Annotated in this window: 17 protein-coding genes; 11 read left to right on the forward strand and 6 right to left on the reverse strand. The window is 69.6% G+C overall.

Features of this window, described 5'->3' with window-relative positions; genetic code table 11:
- The first annotated feature begins 389 nt into the window (after positions 1-389).
- From PZB75_RS20735 to gdhA, 5 genes are all read left to right on the forward strand, one after another.
- On the forward strand, positions 390-1,652 hold the full coding sequence (locus tag PZB75_RS20735) for an Ig-like domain-containing protein (protein WP_275538793.1): 1,263 nt from the start codon (positions 390-392) through the stop codon (positions 1,650-1,652).
- 193 nt (positions 1,653-1,845) lie between these two features.
- Positions 1,846-3,324: an ABC transporter permease gene (locus PZB75_RS20740; RefSeq protein WP_275536791.1), complete on the forward strand. Its 1,479-nt coding sequence runs from the start codon at positions 1,846-1,848 to the stop codon at positions 3,322-3,324.
- A gap of 171 nt (positions 3,325-3,495) precedes the next feature.
- The gene (locus PZB75_RS20745) at positions 3,496-4,179 is read left to right on the forward strand and encodes an ABC transporter ATP-binding protein (RefSeq protein WP_275536792.1); all 684 of its coding nucleotides are present in this window, start codon (positions 3,496-3,498) and stop codon (positions 4,177-4,179) included.
- A gap of 277 nt (positions 4,180-4,456) precedes the next feature.
- The gene (locus PZB75_RS20750; protein WP_275536793.1) at positions 4,457-4,627 is read left to right on the forward strand and encodes a hypothetical protein; all 171 of its coding nucleotides are present in this window, start codon (positions 4,457-4,459) and stop codon (positions 4,625-4,627) included.
- Between the two features lie 349 nt (positions 4,628-4,976).
- On the forward strand, positions 4,977-6,356 hold the full coding sequence (gdhA, locus tag PZB75_RS20755) for an NADP-specific glutamate dehydrogenase (protein ID WP_275536794.1): 1,380 nt from the start codon (positions 4,977-4,979) through the stop codon (positions 6,354-6,356).
- Positions 6,357-6,516: 160 nt separating this feature from the next.
- Here gdhA and PZB75_RS20760 read toward each other — a convergent pair whose 3' ends face one another.
- Positions 6,517-7,152: an ATP-binding protein gene (locus tag PZB75_RS20760; protein ID WP_275536795.1), complete on the reverse strand. Its 636-nt coding sequence runs from the start codon at positions 7,150-7,152 to the stop codon at positions 6,517-6,519.
- A 125-nt stretch (positions 7,153-7,277) separates the two neighbouring features.
- On the opposite strand from PZB75_RS20760, the gene PZB75_RS20765 reads away from it, so the two are divergent.
- Together PZB75_RS20765 and PZB75_RS20770 are read left to right on the forward strand one after the other, a co-directional pair.
- Positions 7,278-8,147 (forward strand): helix-turn-helix transcriptional regulator, encoded by an 870-nt coding sequence (locus tag PZB75_RS20765; protein WP_275536796.1) that lies wholly within the window; start codon positions 7,278-7,280, stop codon positions 8,145-8,147.
- A 9-nt stretch (positions 8,148-8,156) separates the two neighbouring features.
- Positions 8,157-8,387, forward strand: coding sequence for a DUF397 domain-containing protein (locus PZB75_RS20770; protein ID WP_275536797.1), 231 nt, complete (start codon positions 8,157-8,159; stop codon positions 8,385-8,387).
- Between the two features lie 96 nt (positions 8,388-8,483).
- Here PZB75_RS20770 and PZB75_RS20775 read toward each other — a convergent pair whose 3' ends face one another.
- The 4 genes from PZB75_RS20775 to PZB75_RS20790 all read right to left on the reverse strand — a co-directional run bounded on the left by PZB75_RS20775 (position 8,484) and on the right by PZB75_RS20790 (position 11,268).
- Positions 8,484-9,017, reverse strand: coding sequence for a GNAT family N-acetyltransferase (locus tag PZB75_RS20775; RefSeq protein ID WP_275536798.1), 534 nt, complete (start codon positions 9,015-9,017; stop codon positions 8,484-8,486).
- A gap of 183 nt (positions 9,018-9,200) precedes the next feature.
- On the reverse strand, positions 9,201-9,866 hold the full coding sequence (msrA, locus tag PZB75_RS20780; protein ID WP_275538794.1) for a peptide-methionine (S)-S-oxide reductase MsrA: 666 nt from the start codon (positions 9,864-9,866) through the stop codon (positions 9,201-9,203).
- 97 nt (positions 9,867-9,963) lie between these two features.
- Complete coding sequence (locus tag PZB75_RS20785) at positions 9,964-10,107, reverse strand: hypothetical protein (protein ID WP_275536799.1); 144 nt, start codon at positions 10,105-10,107, stop codon at positions 9,964-9,966.
- A gap of 57 nt (positions 10,108-10,164) precedes the next feature.
- Positions 10,165-11,268, reverse strand: a complete 1,104-nt coding sequence (locus tag PZB75_RS20790) for a hypothetical protein (RefSeq protein WP_275536800.1) — start codon at positions 11,266-11,268, stop codon at positions 10,165-10,167.
- Between the two features lie 274 nt (positions 11,269-11,542).
- Here PZB75_RS20790 and PZB75_RS20795 point away from each other — a divergent pair, with 274 nt between their 5' ends.
- The gene (locus tag PZB75_RS20795; protein WP_275536801.1) at positions 11,543-12,688 is read left to right on the forward strand and encodes a cystathionine gamma-synthase; all 1,146 of its coding nucleotides are present in this window, start codon (positions 11,543-11,545) and stop codon (positions 12,686-12,688) included.
- A 131-nt stretch (positions 12,689-12,819) separates the two neighbouring features.
- On the opposite strand, the gene PZB75_RS20800 is transcribed toward PZB75_RS20795, so the two are convergent.
- Positions 12,820-13,371 (reverse strand): MarR family transcriptional regulator, encoded by a 552-nt coding sequence (locus tag PZB75_RS20800; protein WP_275536802.1) that lies wholly within the window; start codon positions 13,369-13,371, stop codon positions 12,820-12,822.
- Positions 13,372-13,552: 181 nt separating this feature from the next.
- On the opposite strand from PZB75_RS20800, the gene ilvA reads away from it, so the two are divergent.
- From ilvA to PZB75_RS20815, 3 genes are all read left to right on the forward strand, one after another.
- Positions 13,553-14,791 carry a threonine ammonia-lyase gene (gene ilvA, locus PZB75_RS20805; RefSeq protein WP_275536803.1) on the forward strand — a complete coding sequence of 413 codons (1,239 nt, stop codon included), beginning with the start codon at positions 13,553-13,555 and terminating at the stop codon, positions 14,789-14,791.
- A 163-nt stretch (positions 14,792-14,954) separates the two neighbouring features.
- Entirely contained in the window at positions 14,955-16,001 is a 1,047-nt protein-coding gene (locus PZB75_RS20810) for an ATP-binding cassette domain-containing protein (protein WP_275536804.1), read from the forward strand.
- Positions 15,998-16,849: an ABC transporter permease gene (locus tag PZB75_RS20815; RefSeq protein ID WP_275536805.1), complete on the forward strand. Its 852-nt coding sequence runs from the start codon at positions 15,998-16,000 to the stop codon at positions 16,847-16,849. Before PZB75_RS20810 ends, PZB75_RS20815 begins: the two co-directional genes overlap by 4 nt.
- The last annotated feature ends 30 nt before the right edge of the window (positions 16,850-16,879 follow it).

Below are 16,879 nucleotides of genomic sequence, written 5' to 3' on the forward strand. Positions count from 1 at the left end.
TGCCCATTCACGCACGGGCACTTCGGAGACGTAATCGTTTGTCCACCTTTCGGGCGATATGAAACCGAGGTTCGCCGGTCCCTCGCGGCCCTCGCGCACCACCACCCCCGGAGGGCACCGGCCGGGATCGAGGACAATGGGGGAAGGACGGCGTGAGCGGAACGTGGAGCGGCGGCCGGGCCCGGTCTTCGGGCAGGTCGGGGCAGGTATGTCATATACGTGTCCAGCGGCCGGAACCGCAGCCGCTTCCGTCGCGTCGATGAGTGGTGTTCCCCACATCTTGGACGGAAGTGGAACGGCGCACCCCCTACGGGTGTTCTTGGAACATTGAGAGGTTCTTCACCGTCGAGGTGAAGTCTCCCTCGGGGATTTTCGGGGATTCGGCAATGATGGAGAAGCGTGTGATGACGGACAGCAAGCGGCGCCGGGGCCTGATGGCCGCGTCCGCACTGCTCGGCGGCGTGCTGGTGCTTTCGGCCTGTAGCGACGACGGCGGCTCGGGCGGTGCCGGTGACAGCTCGAAGAAGTCGCAGGCGCAGGTGGACAAGGCGGCGGCCAAGGACACCTCTGAGGCTCAGATAACCATCGCGCCGAAGAAGGGCGCCACCAACGCGAGCATCAACAACGACGCCAAGGTGACCGTCAGTAAAGGCAAGCTGACGGAGGTCGTCATGACGACCTCGGACGGCAAGTCCGTCAAGGGCACCCTGGCCGCCGACGGCACGAGCTGGAAGCCGGACGGGGCGCTGGAGCGTTCGACGACGTACAAGATCACCGCCACGGCGAAGGACTCCGAGGGCCGCCAGGCCCACGAGAACAGTTCCTTCACCACCGTCTCGCCCGCCAACAGCTTCATCGGGAACTTCACCCCCGAGGACGGCTCCACGGTCGGCGTCGGCATGCCCGTGTCGATCAACTTCAACAAGGCGATCACGAACAAGAAGGCCGTCCAGGACGCCATCACCGTGACGTCCAGCAGCGGTCAGCAGGTCGCCGGCCACTGGTTCAACTCGCAGCGCCTCGACCTGCGCCCCGAGCAGTACTGGCAGGGCGGCTCCACCGTCACGCTGAAGCTCTCCCTGGACGGCGTCGAAGGCGCGGACGGTGTCCTCGGTGTGCAGCAGAAGACGGTCACCTTCAAGGTGGGCCGCAACCAGGTCTCCACCGTCGACGCGAAGACCCACACGATGACCGTCACCCGGGACGGGAAGACGATCAAGACCATCCCGATCTCGGCCGGCTCGTCCAGCAACCCGACGTACAACGGCCAGATGGTGATCTCCGAGAAGTTCAAGGAGACCCGGATGGACGGTGCGACGGTCGGCTTCACCGACGACGACGGCAAGGGCGAGTACGACATCAAGGACGTGCCGCACGCCATGCGGCTCTCCCAGTCGGGCACCTTCATCCACGGCAACTACTGGGGCGGCTCGGCCTTCGGCAACGTCAACACCAGCCACGGCTGTGTGGGCCTCGCCGACGCCAAGGGTGCGAACGACCCCGGCACCCCGGGCGCGTGGTTCTACAACAACTCCCTGGTCGGCGACGTGGTCATCGTCAAGAACTCCCCCGACAAGACCATCAAGCCGGACAACGGCCTCAACGGCTGGAACATGAGCTGGGCCGAGTGGCAGGCGAGCCCCGCCGCCTGACCCGGACCACATCACCGCAGGACCCCGAACCACCCCCTGCCCGTACGTACGAAGGCGGCGGCACCCGGATCGCACCGATCCGATGTGCCGCCGCCTTCGGCGTTCGCACCGGTTTCCGTGCCCTCGCACGGTTCTCATGCCGCTCTCACCGGGGCCTTATCCCACCATCACGCCCGCTGCCTACCTTCACGGCATGTTCTTCACCTATCTCCGGCGCGAGCTGCGCCGTCGCAGAAAGGCGGCGCTGGTCGTCGCCTCCGGGCTCGCGCTCGGCATCGCGCTCGTCATCATCGTCAGCTCGGTCTCCGCCGGAATGAGCAAGGCCCAGGACAAGGTCCTGGAATCGCTGTACGGACTCGGTACGGACATGACGGTCACCAAGGCCGCCGCGGCGCCGGGCTCCGGCAGCGAACGCCCCAAGTTCAAGTTCGACGCCAAGGACAGCGACGACGACACGACCCAGAGCACGGACCGGGTCATGGTGCAGGGCTTCCAGACCCTCGCCGCCACCACCGTCGGCCAGGTCGGCAAGCAGGAGGGCGTCGCCGACGCCGTCGGCGGACTGAGCCTGACCGTCATGAAGGTGGACGGGCAGTTCAAGCGCGGCGAGTTCCGGCAGCGCGAGGGGACGAGCGGGGGAGGACAGGGCGGCCCCGGCGGTGGCTCCGGTGACGGCGGCGGGCCGCAGGGCGAGGTCCGGGGCGGCGGCGCCTCGTTCGACGTCAACTCCTTCACCGTGTACGGCACCGACGTCACCAAGCAGGACCTCGGGCCGCTGACCTCCTCGAAGATCACCTCGGGCCGTACGTTCAAGACCACCGAGACCGACGGAGCGGTCGCGGTCGTCGACGCCGCGTACGCCAAGGAGAAGAAGCTCACCACGGGCAGGACCGTGACGATCTCCGGCACCGCCTTCACGGTCATCGGCGTCTCGACCGCCGACAGCGGCGACGCCGCGGCCGACGTCTACCTTCCGCTGACCCGGGCGCAGACCCTCGCCGACGCGAAGGACAAGATCACCACGGTCTACGTCAAGGCGACCGGTTCGCAGCAGATCGACGGCGTCAAGTCCGCCATCCAGAAGAACATCCCGGGCACCACGGTCACCACGTCGGCCGACCTCGCGGACACCGTGTCCGGCTCCCTCTCCACCGCGTCCGACCTCGCCTCCAGCGTGGGCAAGTGGCTGTCGATCGCGGTCCTCGTCGCCGCGTTCCTCGTCGCGGGCCTCCTCACCTCGTCGGCGGTCAGCCGTCGCGTACGGGAGTTCGGCACCCTCAAGGCCCTCGGCTGGAAGAGCGGCCGTGTCACCCGCCAGGTCATCGGCGAAGCCCTCGTCAACGGGCTCATGGGCGGTGTGCTCGGCATCGCGGTGGGACTCGCGGGCGCGTACATCGTCACCGCCATCAGCCCCACACTCACCGCACAGCTCGGCTCCTCGGGCGGCGGACGGAACGGCGGCATGGGCGGAGGCCCGGGTGGCGGCATGGGCGGTCCCGGCCGGCAGACCGCGTCGAAGGCCCTCGACATCGCGCTGACCGCGCCCGTGGCCCTGTCCACGATCCTGCTGGCCGTCGGACTGGCGGTCGCGGGCGGGCTCGTCGCGGGCGCCTTCGGTGGCTGGCGCGCCTCCCGGCTGCGCCCCGCCGACGCACTGCGCCGCGTCGAATAGCCCCCAGCCCCCGCCCAGGCGCCCCTGGCCCGTACCGGCTCCCGGCCCGCACCGGCCCCAGGCGCCCCCCGGCCCGTACCGGCCACAGGTCCCGGGTCCCGGCCCGCACCGGCGCACCGCCCCCGCCCGGGGCCCGAACCATCCCCGTACCAGCAGGAGTTGACCACGACCATGTACGAACTCAGAGGCGTCACCAAGCGCTACACCCGAGGCAAGACCGCCGTCGACGCGCTCGCGGGCGTCGACCTGACCATCGAGGACGGCGGCCGACTGGTCATCCAGGGCCCCACCGGAGGCGGCAAGTCCACCCTGCTCCAGATGCTCGGCGGGCTCGACCGGCCGACGTCCGGAAGCGTCGAACTCGACGGCGTCGACCTCGCGAAGCTCGGCGAGGGCAAGCTCACCCAGGTGCGCGCGCAGAACATCGGCTTCGTCTTCCAGAGCTTCAACCTCATCCCCACCCTCACCGCCCAGGAGAACGTCGAAACGGCCCTCGTACCGCTCGGCGGCAAGGCCGCGCAGCGGCGGGCCAGGGCCGCCGAGGCACTGGACTCGGTGGGCCTCGGCGAACGGCTCGGTCATCTCCCCGGCGAGATGTCCGGCGGCCAGCAGCAGCGGGTGGCGATCGCCCGCGCCCTGGTCAAGCAGCCGAAGGTGCTCCTGGCCGACGAACCCACCGGCAACCTCGACGAGTCCATGCGCGACGAGGTGATGGAGGTGCTGGACGCGATGTGGAAGGAGCACGGACTGACCTTCATCATGGTCACCCACGACACCGCGCTCGCCCGCAAGGCGCCGCGCGTGGCCACCATCCGCAAGGGCCGCGTGACGGTGAAGGAGAACACCCCGGCCTGACCGGGGCGGGCGGGGGCAGGACTCCGAGATCTTCCGGGGTCCTGCCCCGCCTCCCTGCCCGTCCCGTACCACGGCACCACCGGGGTGTAATGGGCTACACCCCACTTCGGGGTGACCGCTCCCTCCCGCCCGCCCCCGGCGCCCGCGAGAGTGGAACCACGGGCCCGCCGAGGCCACCGGCCCATCCCCCGGCCGTCCCGGCGGGCCCCACCACGAACATCCGCTCCCGGGACGAACCGATCCGAACCGATCCGTCCCGGACGAAGGAGGAAACCCCGTGAAGGCTCTGCTTTGGCTCGTTCTCCTCATGGCGGTCGTCGCGAACGTCTCGCTCAGCTTCGGCGTCGCCGACGGCGGCCTGTGCGTCGCGCTCAGCGCGATCAGCGGACTGGTGGTGCTGGCCTCGGGGATCGCCCTGTGGACGCTGCGCGAACCGCGTGAGTCCTGAGGCATTGACACGGGCGCCGACCCGCCGAAACATTGTGGTGTGATCTGCGACACGCCGCACGTCTGACTCTTTCGGCTGTCGGGACCGCTCGACTTCCGTGGCAGAAAGGCCGTTTCGGGGGCTCTTGAGCGTCGCCCACCAGCGTGGTCGGGGATCAGTATGTGGATGCTGTCGAAGATCTCTGGACGGCACTGGGACAATTGCTTCGTACAACGGTCCTGTACGTCGCTTCCGCGCGAGTCCTTCTCGCCGCCGCGATGTCCTCAACGGCGAGGGAGGACCGGGCGGCGCCCCTCGGGACGAGGGTGCCGACGCGCGTGACTGCCGACCCATGGAAGGGCTTGATCAGATGACGGCCACCCCTGCTTCAACAGAGCTGAACGGCGCCGACCACAGGATCATCGAGCCGCTGTACGCGGAGATTCTGCGGCGCAACCAGGGCGAGACCGAGTTCCACCAGGCCGTACGAGAGGTTCTGGAAACTCTCGGCCCGGTGCTCGCCCAGCGTCCGGAGTTCGTGGACGCCCGCATCATCGAGCGCATATGCGAGCCGGAGCGTCAGCTCATCTTCCGCGTGCCGTGGTCCGACGACTCCGGTGACATCCACGTCAACCGTGGCTTCCGCGTGGAGTTCAGCAGCTCGCTCGGCCCGTACAAGGGCGGCCTGCGGTTCCACCCGTCGGTCAACCTCGGAATCGTGAAGTTCCTGGGCTTCGAGCAGATCTTCAAGAACGCGCTCACCGGCATGCCCATCGGCGGTGGCAAGGGCGGCAGCGACTTCGACCCGAAGGGCCGCTCCGACGCCGAGATAATGCGGTTCTGCCAGTCCTTCATGACCGAGCTGCACCGGCACCTGGGCGAGTACACGGACGTACCCGCCGGGGACATCGGTGTCGGCGGCCGGGAGATCGGCTACCTGTTCGGCCAGTACAAGCGCATCACCAACCGTTACGAGTCCGGTGTCCTCACCGGAAAGGGCCTCGGCTGGGGCGGCGCCCAGGCGCGGACCGAGGCGACCGGCTACGGCTGTGTGCTCTTCACCGACGAGATGTTCCGCAGCCGGGGCGAGAGCCTGGACGGACAGCGGGTCGTCGTGTCGGGCTCCGGCAACGTCGCGATCTACGCGATCGAGAAGGCGCAGCAGCTCGGCGCGACCGTCGTGACGTGTTCCGACTCGAACGGTTACGTCGTGGACGAGAAGGGCATCGACGTCGCCCTGCTCAAGGAGATCAAGGAGACCGGCCGAGGCCGGATCTCCGAGTACGCGGAGCGGCGCGGCGCGCACGTGAAGTACGTCACGGGCGCGGGCGTCTGGAACGTACCGTGCGACGTGGCCCTGCCCTGCGCGACGCAGAACGAGCTGCACGAGGCGGACGCCGTGGTCCTCGTCCGCAACGGCGTCAAGGCGGTCGCCGAGGGCGCGAACATGCCCACCACCCCGGAGGCCGTGCGCGTCCTCCAGGAGGCCGGGGTCGCGTTCGCCCCCGGCAAGGCCGCCAACGCCGGCGGTGTGGCGACCAGCGCCCTGGAGATGCAGCAGAACGCGTCGCGCGACTCCTGGACGTTCTCGCACACGGAGGAGCGGCTGGCCGAGATCATGCGGCACATCCACGAATCCTGCTACACGACGGCGGAGCGCTACGGCAGCCCCGGCAACTACGTGGTCGGCGCGAACATCGCCGGCTTCGAACTGGTCGCGGACGCCATGCTGGCGCAGGGCCTCATCTGACCCGGCCCTGAACGAGCCGCGTCACGCACACCGGACGGCCGCCCCTCCCGTACACCGGAGGAGCGGCCGTCCGTCCGTGAGGACGGGGGCCGCGTCCCCTGTCGGGCGTGCGGCACGACGGCGATGTCGTTGCCGACGTTCTCGTTGTGGGGGCCGACGGCTATTCGGTGGAAGATCCGCGATCCGCCGACACGGGATCGGAAGCGGCCGTTCCATCGAGGACGAAGGGGACGGCGGCCCACACCGACCGGCCTTCGAAGGGGTCCGGAACGATGCCCCATTCCTGAGCGAGTGATTCGACAAGCAGCAGGCCCCGGCCGTGCTCGTCGTCCGCCCCGGCGGTCCGGACCCGAGGGCCGACGAGCCGAGCGCCCTGGTCACGGACCTCGACGTGGAGAACGTCGGCAACCACCCAGAGGTGGCAGGTGATCCACGTACTTTCGGTGTGGACCACCGCATTGGTGACCAGCTCGGAAATGATCAGTACCAGGCTCTCGCCGGCGTCGCCGACATCAAAGTTGTCCAGCCAGATCCGGGCATAGCGCCGCGCTGCGGAGACCGACTGTTCTTCAGCGCGGATACGGAAGTTGGTACGCGCGCTGTCGCCCCAACCAGGTGGGACGAGGCGCCGGGTGTCCTGTTCATCGAGGTGCAGGGCGGTTCCGGCCTGGTGGTTGCGGGATGCGCGGCTTTGCGGCATGAGGTTCAGCTCCCGTCGTCGTGGTGGCACGAGTGGGCACTGCGCCTGGCAGCCAAGCGCAGCCCCGATCCAACGGTGGGCACCGAGTTCCGTCACCCACCGTGGCGACAGAGTTGCAGAAAACGAGTTGGTGAATCTGCGAATTCGCAGAACTCAACCTAAATGGTGGAGGGGACCAGGCAGACTGTGTGCCCCAGGGAGTCGAAGGGAGATCACTCGCCATGGCGCCGACTAGTCCGCCAACCTTCCGCAGGCGTCGCCTCGGTGGCGCGCTGCGGCGTATGCGTGAGGAACACGGGCTGACGCAGCAGGAGGTGGCCGACCGGATCGGCTACCGGATCGATCGCGTCAGCCGCATCGAGACCGGGCGCACGAAGGTGGATGTGCCCGCTCTGAGAGCGATGCTTGACGTGTACGGCGTCGATGACCTCGCGCTGCGAGCAGCCATGGAGGACATGGCTCGAAATGTCTCGCAGCGGGGCTGGTGGCACAGCTACGCATCATTCCTGCATCTTGCGTTCCAGGACTTCCTGGGCCTGGAAAGCGATGCCTCGGAGCTCTGCCTCTGGGAATCGCTCCTGGTTCCCGGTCTGCTCCAGACGGAGGAGTACACCCGTGGGCTCCTGGCCGCGGGTGTAGGCGTGGTTCACAGCTCGTCCGAGCGGATCGACAAGCTCGTGTCCGTACGTCTTGAGCGGCAGCAAGTGCTGGAAAAGGCGAATCCACTCCAGCTGTGCACAGTCATCGGCGAAGCGGCTCTGCGTAACCCCATCGGTGACACAGGCGTCATGCGACGACAACTTGAGCACATACTGCACGTGTCCCGACTGGAGAACGCTCATATCCAGATCCTCCCCCTGGACTGTGGTGCTCACCTGGGGCTTGATGGGACGTTCGCCCTCTTCGAGTTCCCGGACGGGGGCCGACTCGCGAGCCTGGAATCGCTCGTGAACAGCTTCTACCTGGAGGACGACGAGTCGGTTCAAGCGTATTCCCACGCTTTCCAGCAGATCCGTGAGAGCGCTCTCGGAGAGGAGGAGACGCGTCGGCGTCTCGTCGAGCTCGGCCGAGATCTTCAAGACTGTGAGTAGAGGAGCAACATGACTCGCGACACATCATCTGTCTTCACCGCGCCACGGCAGTGGACGCGGAGCAGCTACAGCGGTCAGCAGGGCAACTGTGTCGAGTGGCGGCAGAGCCCTGATGGAGGTCACGTTCACGTGCGCGACTCCAAGGATTCCGACAGCCCGATACTGCGGGTAGGCCCTGACGCGTGGGGCGCGGCGGTCGGATTTGCGCGGACTCGCGGAGCCCGGGAGTTCAAGCTGTGACTTCCGCTTGATGGCGGTGTTTCGCGTTCTCGATCTGCTCTGCCCCGTCCGACCACCGCCCGGGGCGGAGCAGCTTGGGACCGGAGAGCCTGGGCGTCACACCTCCGTGACATGTGGCTCGTCATCGACGAAGCCGAGCCGTCGGTTCATGGCGATGGCGGATGCGTTGGCAGGGTGGTGAAAGGCCCGCAGCCAGTGCATGTGGTTCGCACGCGCGAAACGGATGGCCAGAAGCTTCATGGCCAACGAGATTCCCTTTCCGCGGTGACTGGGCAGCAACCCCGTCATCTCGCTGAGCGCGTGTCCTTCGGCGCCGAGTGATGTCGCCGCCATACCGACCCATGAGCCGCCGTCCAAGGTCAGAACGACACCCTCGGGGGCGTAGGTGGGAGTCTCGATGCGCTGAGCGAGGTATTCGTCGAACGTGTAGAACTCGCCCCGCTCCGGGATGTCGGCGGAACACGTCCTGTTCAGCTCGTACAGCGCACGGCGATGTCGGTCCGTGTCACCGACGGCTGCCATGGTCGTGAACTCGATACCAGCCTGTCGGCACCTTCGCAGGTAGGGCTCGAACCGGGCATCCTCGAACGCGTCCAGGTCGAGTGTGAGCCGAACCCACTCGACGGCCATGTGGAAACCTCCGGTGTGTCAGTGGGCGACCCACGTTTCTGAAGCCTGTCCAGCGGGTCGGTGAAGAGCGGTTGCGCTGCCGTCCTTGCTCAGGCCGAGCATGTGGGGGGCAGCGCTACCGAGGCACGCACGTCCGTCGCGAAGGCCGGTCAGCACTCGGTGCCTGGCAGCCGTCGGTCCTGGTCAGCCGTTCGTCCTGGCGATGCCGATCGGGCAGCTCACGCCCGTGCCGCCGATCCCGCAGTAGCCCGCCGGGTTCTTGTCCAGGTACTGCTGGTGCGGGGCCTCGGCCGGCCAGAAGTGGCGGGGGGCGGCGGGGGCGATCTCCGTGGTGATCTCGCCGAGGCCGGAGTCCGTCAGGACGCGCTGGTACGCGTCCCGGGAGGCGGTCGCCGCCGCTGCCTGTTCGGGGGAGTGGGTGTAGACCGCCGAGCGGTACTGCGTGCCCACGTCGTTGCCCTGGCGGAAGCCCTGGGTCGGGTCGTGCGACTCCCAGAACACCTTCAGGAGGTCGTCGTACGAGATGATCTTCGGGTCGTAGACCACGCGTACCGCTTCCGTGTGACCCGTCAGGCCCGAGCAGACCTCCTCGTACAGCGGGTTCTCGGTGGTCCCGCCCTGGTAGCCGACCAGCGTCGTCCAGACGCCGTCCGTCTGCCAGAAGACGCGCTCGGCGCCCCAGAAGCAGCCCATCGCGAAGTCGGCGGTCTCCAGGCCCTCCGGGTACGGGCCGAGCAGGGAGTTGCCCAGGACCGTGTGGCGCTCCGGGACCGTGAAGGCGGGGGTGGGACGGCCGCGCAGGGCCTCCTCGGGGGTGGGGAGCTGCGGCGTGCGGCGGTTCAGGAACATCATGGGCGGGGCTCCTCGCGGGATCGGGGTCCGGTATGTACAACACGGCCGGGGCGCCGGGGATTCCGGGGGTTTCGGGCCGGTGGTGGGGTGCCTCTCACGGCTTGTCGTCGGGCGCGGGTGGCGGGGTCGTCGCGTTCCTCCGCTCGATCGACCGCACGTACGCGTTCGTGCGGCGTCGCGCCCTCAGCAGGAAGTAGACGGCCAGCGCGATCAGGACCAGCGGAATCAGTCGGGCCATGGGAACACCGGTCCAATCCATCGATGAAACGGGTGAGGGCGAGGGGAAGGGCGAGGGTCAGTGGGGGAGCGTGGCCGGGTTGCCGCCGTTGGCCTCGTAGCCGGCGACCGCGAGCGCCCGGTACACGGCGTACTCCGCCGCCGGGTCCGAGCTCTGCGTCCACGGCAGCGCGCCCACGTGCCCGTCGATGTGGACGAGCTGGTGCACCGCCTCGGACCAGCGTTCCATCCGGACCAGGAACATCACCAGCAGATGCCGGACGTGCGCGAGCATCGGATCGTCCGCGCGGGCCGCGTGCACCGCGAACAGCGCGCCCTCCACGGCGTTGCGCACCGTCAGACTCTCGTAGAAGCCCCGCACCAGATTGACCTCGGGCAGGTGCTCGTACACCGCGAACAGCGGCAGCGCCGCCAGCAGTGAGCCCCGCGGGGCGCGCGCCGCGGCCGTGGTGGCGAAGCGCTCCGCCTCCTTGAGGGAACCGTGCCACTTCTCGCACCAGAAGTGCAGGGCCGCGAGATGCGCGCCCAGATGCGCCGGAGCCCGGTCGATGATCTTCGCCCAGAGCAGGTCGAACTCCTCGTGCGAATAACCGAGCCCACGGGCGGCAGCCAGCTCCACGATGTACGGGACGGGGTCGCCCGGCGCCAGCAGGGCCGCCTCGCCGCAGACCGTGCGGGCCTCCTCCAGGATGATCCGGAAGTCGTCCGCCGCCGCCGTGGACGACCGCCACGCCTGCTGCACCAGGAACTCCGCGTGCACCGCGGCACCTCCCGCGTCCTTCGGGGCCTCGGCCCGCCAGCTCCGCAGCCAGGAACCGCCGGCCCCCGGCCGCCCGGCCAGCTCCAGCGAGGCCGCCCCGGCGAACGCCTGGACGCGCTGCCAGCGCACCTCGCCCTCCTTCGGCGTGCCCGCGAGCAGTTGCGACGCCGCCCGCCAGTCCTGCGAACGCTGTACGACCTCCAGCACATCGAGCAGGTCCTGGTCCGGGCCCGGCAGCCGGATGTCCAGTTCCTCCTGGCGTACGAAGCCGTACGCGTCCGGGTCGGCCGCGTCCGGGGAGCCGGGCGCGACCTGACGGATACCGCCGCGGCGGCGCAGCGCGAACGGGCCGACGACCGCTGCCAGCATGCACAGCGCGATCAGGAACCAGAGAATCTCCATACACCCATTGTCCCCGGACGGCCCGGTGACCCGGAGCCGCGGGTCCGGCGCCCCGGAGTCACGGACGCGGTGACCCCGGTCGTGGAGATGGTGGCCACGAGTCACGGAGGCGGTGACCCCGGTCGTGGAGATGGTGGCCGCGAGTCACGGAGGCGGTGACTCCGAGCCATGGACGCGGTGGCCCCGAGCCATGGAGGCGGTGACCCCGAGCCACAGGGCGGGTGCCCCCGCGCCACGGGTCCGCCCACCGTCCCGGACGAACTACGCTCGCCCCATGAGCGACCAGCACAGCTTCGAAACACTTGCGATCCACGCGGGCAACACCGCCGACCCCCTCACCGGCGCCGTCGTCCCGCCCATCTACCAGGTGTCCACGTACAAGCAGGACGGTGTGGGCGGGCTCCGCGGCGGTTACGAGTACAGCCGCAGCGCCAACCCGACGCGCACCGCCCTGGAGGAGAACCTCGCGGCGCTTGAGGGCGGGCGCCGCGGTCTCGCCTTCGCGTCCGGGCTGGCCGCCGAGGACTGCCTGCTCCGCACGCTCCTGTCACCCGGCGACCACGTGGTCATTCCGAACGACGCGTACGGCGGCACGTTCCGGCTGTTCGCGAAGGTCGTCTCGCGCTGGGGCGTGGAGTTCTCCGTCGCGGACACCTCGGACGTGGCGGCGGTGCGGGCCGCGATCACCCCGCGCACCAAGGTGGTCTGGGTGGAGACCCCGTCCAACCCGCTGCTCGGCATCACCGACATCGCGGCGGTGGCCGGGGTGGCCCGTCAGGCGGGTGCGCGGCTGGTCGTCGACAACACCTTCGCCAGTCCGTACCTCCAGCAGCCGCTCGCCCTGGGCGCCGACGTCGTCGTGCACTCCACCACCAAGTACATGGGCGGCCACTCCGACGTCGTCGGTGGCGCGCTGATCGTCGAGGACACGGACCTGGCCGAGGAGCTGGCGTACCACCAGAACGCCATGGGCGCGGTCGCCGGGCCGTTCGACGCGTGGCTGGTGCTGCGTGGCATCAAGACCCTCGCGGTCCGCATGGACCGGCACAGCGAGAACGCCACCCGGGTCGCCGAGCTGCTGACCCGGCACCCGAAGGTCACCCAGGTCCTCTACCCGGGGCTGCCCGGACACCCGGGCCACGAGATCGCCGCCAAGCAGATGAAGGCGTTCGGCGGGATGGTGTCCTTCCGGGTCGCGGGCGGCGAGGAGGCGGCGGTCGCGGTCTGCGACCGGGCGAAGCTCTTCACGCTCGGGGAATCCCTCGGCGGCGTCGAGTCGCTGCTGGAGCACCCCGGCCGGATGACGCACGCCTCCGCCGCCGGCTCCCCGCTGGAGGTGCCCGCCGACCTCGTCCGGCTGTCCGTCGGCATCGAGAACGGCGACGACCTGCTGGCCGACCTGACGCAGGCGCTCGGCTGACCCCCGTACCGCCGCTGACACCCGTACCACCGCACGTGCCCGGCGCCGGCGTCCTCAGGGAATTCCGGCGCGTGCGGTGGCCCGCCCGTCCGGGGCCTGTCCGGAACCGGGCTCCGGACAGGCGCCCGCCGTCAGGTGGCGGCGTCGGCCTCGCGCTCGGCCGCCTGGCGTGCCGCCTGCCGGTCGGCCAGGGTGCCGTTGAAACGGGTGAGCAGCGCGGTGAACACGTCCCGCTCCTGCGGGGTCCACTCCTGCGTCACCTGGGCCATCAGCTCGCGGCGCGACGCCCGTACCTCCTCCAGCCTGCTCCTGCCGCGCGGCGAGAGGTCGAGCACCACGGCCCGCCCGTCGTCCGGGTGCGAGGTCCGCTTGACCAGACCCGTGTCGACCAGCGGTGCGACCTGCCGGGTCACCGTCGACGAGTCGATGCCCATGCCCGCGGCGAGCGCCTTGACGCCCATCGGGCCTTCCCGGTCGAGCCGGTTGAGCAGCAGATACGCGGCCCGGTCCATCGAGTTCCGTACGTGACCGACACCGCCGAGACGATTCTGCTCGGCGCGGCGGGCGAAAACCGCCACCTGGTGCTGAAGGGTGTCGAGCAACGGGTCGGGACCCGGAAGGTCGGGGGCGGCACCGTCGCCCTCGGAAGGAGACGCAGCTGTCGTCATGTCCTGTGGGGGCATGGCCGGGGGCTCTCTTCGTGCGTTGTTCGGATGGGTGGGGGACAGAGTACGCGGCCCCGGGGCAACACGTACCGGCGCTGCGCGAACCCGTGCACGGCGACGCTCCAGGGACCCCGGCGCCCGCGTCGCGCACCGGGAATCGCGAGCGCCGCACCTCCCGGGAGCTGCCAGACTTGACGGTATGAACCTCGCCGCCGCAGGACGCCTCCGCCCACTGATCCTCGACGACATCCGCGGCGCGCAGAAGATGCTGTCCGGGGTCTCCAGGGTCACCGCCATGGAAGGCAGCCGGCACCTCACCGAACAGGTCGGCGCACCGGTCCTCCTCAAGTGCGAGAACCTCCAGCGCACCGGATCGTTCAAGCTGCGCGGCGCGTACGTGCGGATCGCGGGGCTCTCCCCGGAGGAACGGGCGGCCGGGGTGGTCGCCGCCAGCGCCGGGAACCACGCCCAGGGCGTCGCCCTCGCCTCCGCCCTGCTGGGCGTACGGTCCACGGTCTTCATGCCGGTCGGGGCGCCCCTGCCGAAGGTCGCCGCCACCCGCGAGTACGGGGCCGAGGTGCGGCTGCACGGCGCCGTCGTCGACGAGACCCTGGCCGCCGCCCAGGACCACGCGTACCGCACCGGGGCCGTCTTCATCCACCCCTTCGACCACCCGGACATCATCGCCGGACAGGGAACCGTCGGGCTGGAGATCCTCGAACAGTGCCCCGAGGTCCGCACCGTCGTCGTCGGCATAGGCGGTGGCGGGCTCGCCGCCGGCATAGCGGTCGCGGTGAAGGCAGTGCGCCCCGACATCCGGATCGTCGGCGTCCAGGCGGCCGGCGCGGCGGCCTACCCGCCCTCACTGGCCGCCGGGCACCCCGTCGCGATCGACGTGCAGAACACCATGGCGGACGGCATCAAGGTGGGCCGCCCCGGCGACGTACCCTTCGCGCTCGTCCAGGAACTCGTCGACGAGATCCGTACGGTCTCCGAGGACGAACTCTCCAGCGCCCTGCTGCTCTGCCTCGAACGCGCCAAGATGGTCGTCGAACCGGCCGGAGCCAGCCCCGTCGCCGCCCTCCTCAGCGACCCCGGGTCGTTCCGCGGCCCGGTCGTCGCGGTGCTTTCGGGCGGCAACGTCGACCCCCTGCTGATGCAGCGCATACTGACCCACGGCATGGCCGCCGCCGGCCGCTACCTCAGCCTCCGGCTGCGCCTCACCGACCGCCCCGGCGCGCTGGCCGCCCTCCTCGCCACCCTGACCGTCGTCGACGCCAACGTCCTCGACGTCAGCCACGCCCGTACCGACCCCCGGCTGGGACTCACCGAGGCCGAGGTCGAACTGCACCTGGAGACCAAGGGTCCGGCGCACTGCGAGGAGGTCGCCTCGGCGCTGCGCGCGGCCGGGTATCTCGTCATGGGTGACCTGAAGTGACGTGAAGTGTCCGGGGAGGGGACGCGGACGCCGGTGGGAGGGGCCGATGGGGGGCTGTTGTCGCCCCGGACGGTGGAGAAAACGGATTCACCGGGCGTCAGCCGGTGCGGAAATCTAGGATCTGGTAGGCAAGTCACCCAAAAGCAACTTGGGGGAACCCCACATGCCAGGTGCCATCCACGCCGAAGGTCTGGTGAAGACCTTCGGTGACGTACGGGCGCTGGACGGCGTCGACATCGACGTCCCGGAAGGGACCGTCCTCGGTCTGCTCGGCCCCAACGGCGCGGGCAAGACGACCGCGGTACGGGTGCTCACCACACTGCTGCGCCCCGACAGCGGCACAGCGGTCGTCGCGGGCATCGACGTGCTGAAGAGTCCCAACGAGGTACGCCGGTCGATCGGGCTCTCCGGGCAGTTCGCCGCCGTCGACGAATACCTGACCGGTCACGAGAACCTGCGAATGGTCGGACAGCTCTACCAGATGAGCGCCCGCGACGCGAAGAAACGGGCCGGTGAACTGCTGGAGCGGTTCCATCTCGCCGACGCCGCCGACCGCCCGGCGAAGACCTACTCCGGCGGGATGCGCCGCCGCCTCGACCTGGCGGCGGCGCTCGTCGTCTCACCGCCCGTGATGTTCATGGACGAGCCGACGACCGGGCTCGACCCGCGCAACCGGCAGGAACTGTGGGAGGTCATCCAGGAACTCGTCGCGGGCGGTACGACCCTCCTGCTGACCACGCAGTACCTGGAGGAGGCCGACCACCTCGCCCACGACATCTGCGTCATCGACCACGGCAAGGTCATCGCCCGCGGCACCTCCGACCAGCTCAAGGCCCGCACGGGCGGCGAGCGCGTCGAGGTCGTCGTGCACGAGTCGGCCCAGATCGGCCCGGCCCGCGACGCGCTCGCCCGCCTCGGCAAGGGCGAGGTCGCCGTCGCCACCCACACCCGCCGGCTGACTGTCCCGGTCAGCGGCGGCGCCAGGCTTCTCGCCGAGGTCATCCGCGATCTCGACGCCCTCGGGGTCGAGATCGACGACATCGGGCTGCGCCGCCCCACCCTCGACGACGTGTTCATCTCGCTCACCGGCCATGCCGCCGCGCTGGAGGAAGAGGAGGCCGACACGACCGGCGGCCGAGGTGGCGAAGGCGGCGTGACGGGCGGTCGCTCCGGACGGTCCGGTCGCTCAGGAAAGGAGGCGGCGAAGTGACGGTCACACCGAACACCTCCCAGCTCGCGGCGCCCAAGCCGCGTGGTGGCATCATCCAGTCGCTCACCGACTCGCTGGTCATCGCCCGGCGCAATCTGATCCGGATGACCAGGATTCCGGAAATGGTCATTTTCGGACTGATTCAGCCCATCATGTTCGTGGTGCTGTTCAGCTATGTGTTCGGCGGCTCACTCAGCATCGGCGGCTCGACCAATCCCGCCAAGTACCGCGAGTTCCTGATGGCCGGGATCTTCGCCCAGACCGTCACCTTCGCGACGGCGGGCGCGGGCGCCGGGATCGCCGACGACATGCACAAGGGCCTCATCGACCGGTTCCGGTCGCTGCCGATGACCCGGGGCGCGGTGCTCACCGGTCGTACGTTCGCCGACCTCGTACAGACCGCTCTGACCGTCATCGTCCTCGCCGTCGTCGCCCTGCTCGTCGGCTGGCGCATCCACGAGGGCCTGCCCAAGGCGCTCGGCGCGTTCGGGCTGCTGCTGTTCCTCGGGTACGCGTTCTCCTGGATCGGCGCGCTCATCGGGCTCACCGTGCGCACCCCGGAGGCGGCCACCTCCGGCGGGCTGATCTGGCTGTTCCCGGTGACGTTCATCTCGAACGCCTTCGTCGACTCCAGCCAGATGGCGTCCTGGCTCCGGCCCATCGCCGACTGGAACCCGTTCAGCGCCACCGTGCAGGCCTGCCGCGAACTCTTCGGCAACCCGGGCGTCTCGCAGTCCGACGCCTGGCCGATGCAGCACCCGGTCTGGGCGTCGCTGCTCTGGTCCGCCGTGATCATCGTGGTCTTCCGGACCCTCGCCGTGCGGAAGTACCGCTCGGCGACCGTCTGACCCGCAGACCTGCGGAGCCCGGCCGCGTGG

The organism is Streptomyces sp. AM 4-1-1, from assembly GCF_029167625.1.
Classification (GTDB): Bacteria; Actinomycetota; Actinomycetes; order Streptomycetales; family Streptomycetaceae; genus Streptomyces.

Excerpts from the sequence above, each read along its gene's own strand:
- PZB75_RS20735 (WP_275538793.1), top strand. The coding sequence starts at position 390 with ATGGAGAAGCGTGTGATGACGGACAGCAAGCGGCGCCGGGGCCTGATG.
- PZB75_RS20740 (WP_275536791.1), top strand. The coding sequence starts at position 1,846 with ATGTTCTTCACCTATCTCCGGCGCGAGCTGCGCCGTCGCAGAAAGGCG.
- PZB75_RS20745 (WP_275536792.1), top strand. The coding sequence starts at position 3,496 with ATGTACGAACTCAGAGGCGTCACCAAGCGCTACACCCGAGGCAAGACC.
- gdhA (WP_275536794.1), top strand. The coding sequence starts at position 4,977 with ATGACGGCCACCCCTGCTTCAACAGAGCTGAACGGCGCCGACCACAGG.
- PZB75_RS20765 (WP_275536796.1), top strand. The coding sequence starts at position 7,278 with ATGGCGCCGACTAGTCCGCCAACCTTCCGCAGGCGTCGCCTCGGTGGC.
- PZB75_RS20770 (WP_275536797.1), top strand. The coding sequence starts at position 8,157 with ATGACTCGCGACACATCATCTGTCTTCACCGCGCCACGGCAGTGGACG.
- PZB75_RS20775 (WP_275536798.1), bottom strand. The coding sequence starts at position 9,017 with ATGGCCGTCGAGTGGGTTCGGCTCACACTCGACCTGGACGCGTTCGAG.
- msrA (WP_275538794.1), bottom strand. The coding sequence starts at position 9,866 with ATGTTCCTGAACCGCCGCACGCCGCAGCTCCCCACCCCCGAGGAGGCC.
- PZB75_RS20785 (WP_275536799.1), bottom strand. The coding sequence starts at position 10,107 with ATGGCCCGACTGATTCCGCTGGTCCTGATCGCGCTGGCCGTCTACTTC.
- PZB75_RS20790 (WP_275536800.1), bottom strand. The coding sequence starts at position 11,268 with ATGGAGATTCTCTGGTTCCTGATCGCGCTGTGCATGCTGGCAGCGGTC.
- PZB75_RS20795 (WP_275536801.1), top strand. The coding sequence starts at position 11,543 with ATGAGCGACCAGCACAGCTTCGAAACACTTGCGATCCACGCGGGCAAC.
- PZB75_RS20800 (WP_275536802.1), bottom strand. The coding sequence starts at position 13,371 with ATGCCCCCACAGGACATGACGACAGCTGCGTCTCCTTCCGAGGGCGAC.
- ilvA (WP_275536803.1), top strand. The coding sequence starts at position 13,553 with ATGAACCTCGCCGCCGCAGGACGCCTCCGCCCACTGATCCTCGACGAC.
- PZB75_RS20810 (WP_275536804.1), top strand. The coding sequence starts at position 14,955 with ATGCCAGGTGCCATCCACGCCGAAGGTCTGGTGAAGACCTTCGGTGAC.